The organism is Caulobacter sp. GW821-FHT11A05, assembly GCF_058809015.1.
In genome coordinates this window covers 1-1,128 of sequence record NZ_JBXASF010000033.1, presented here as the reverse complement: position 1 = coordinate 1,128, position 1,128 = coordinate 1, and the positions used below count along the sequence as shown (strand labels likewise).

Here is a 1,128-nt window from a genome sequence, read left to right as displayed (position 1 = left end):
CTGGATTGGCTCTTGAGGAGGGCGGTCCATGCCTTGGATGGAGGTGTCGGCCATGGAGCAGCGGCGCGAGTTTGTGCGGCTGGCGATGATGGAAGGATCGAACCGGCGGGAGTTGTGTCGTCGGTTCGGGGTCAGCGCTGAGGTTGGCTACAAGTGGCTGGCCCGGGCGCAGGCCGGCGATGGCGAGCTGGCCGACCGGTCACGTCGGCCGCATACGAGCCCGGAACGCAGCAGCGCCGAGATCGAGACGGCGGTGCTGACGGTGCGCGAAGCCCACCCGGCGTGGGGAGCCCGCAAGATCAAAGCCAGCCTGGAGCGCCAGGGCCTGGCCGCGCCGGCGGCCTCGACGGTGCATCAGATCCTTCATCGGCATGGCCGGATCGAGGCTTTCCCGGAAGCGCCGGGCAAGGCCTGGACACGCTTCGAGAGGGAGCAGCCCAACGAGCTCTGGCAGATGGACTTCAAGGGCTGGATCAGGCTGGCCGGCGGGGAGAAATGCCATCCGCTGACCATCGTCGACGATCACTCCCGCTTCTCGCCCTGCCTGAAGGCCTGCGCCGACCAGCAGGGCCTGACCGTCAAGCCGCTCCTGGAGGAGACCTTCCGGCGCTACGGACTGCCCCAGGCCTTCTTCGTCGACAACGGCGCTCCCTGGGGCGAACCGGGCGGTGATCGTTGGACCCGGCTCTGCGTCTGGCTGCTCAAGCTCGGCGTCGAGGTGCTGCACAGCCGACCCTATCACCCCCAGAGCCGCGGCAAGATCGAGCGCTTCCACCGCTCCCTCGCCGCCGAGGTCCTCGACCTGCAGGGCTTCAAGGACTTCGCCCAGATCCAGCGCGCCTTCGACCGCTGGCGGGAGGTCTACAACTACGAGCGCCCGCACGAGGCCCTCGATCAGAAGACCCCCAACACCCGCTACCGATACAGCCCCCGCGCCATGCCCGACCATCCGGCCGATCCTCAGTACGACAGCGGCGAGATCGTCCGCGCCGTCTCGACCACCAAGGCCTACGTCCGCTTCAAGGGACGGCTATGGCGCGTTCCCAAGGCCTTCTGCGGCGAGCGCCTCGCCATCCGACCCCTCAACACCGACGGCCTCTACGGCGTCTTCTTCGCTAGCCACCGGGT

The 1,128-nt window shown here is 68.2% G+C and carries 1 protein-coding gene; it reads left to right on the top strand.

Annotation, left to right across the window (positions count from 1 at the left end):
* Window positions 1-28: 28 nt before the first annotated feature.
* The coding region (locus AC1RSK_RS24135) for an IS481 family transposase (RefSeq protein WP_492910251.1) at window positions 29-1,128 on the top strand (1,100 nt) is incomplete at its 3' end.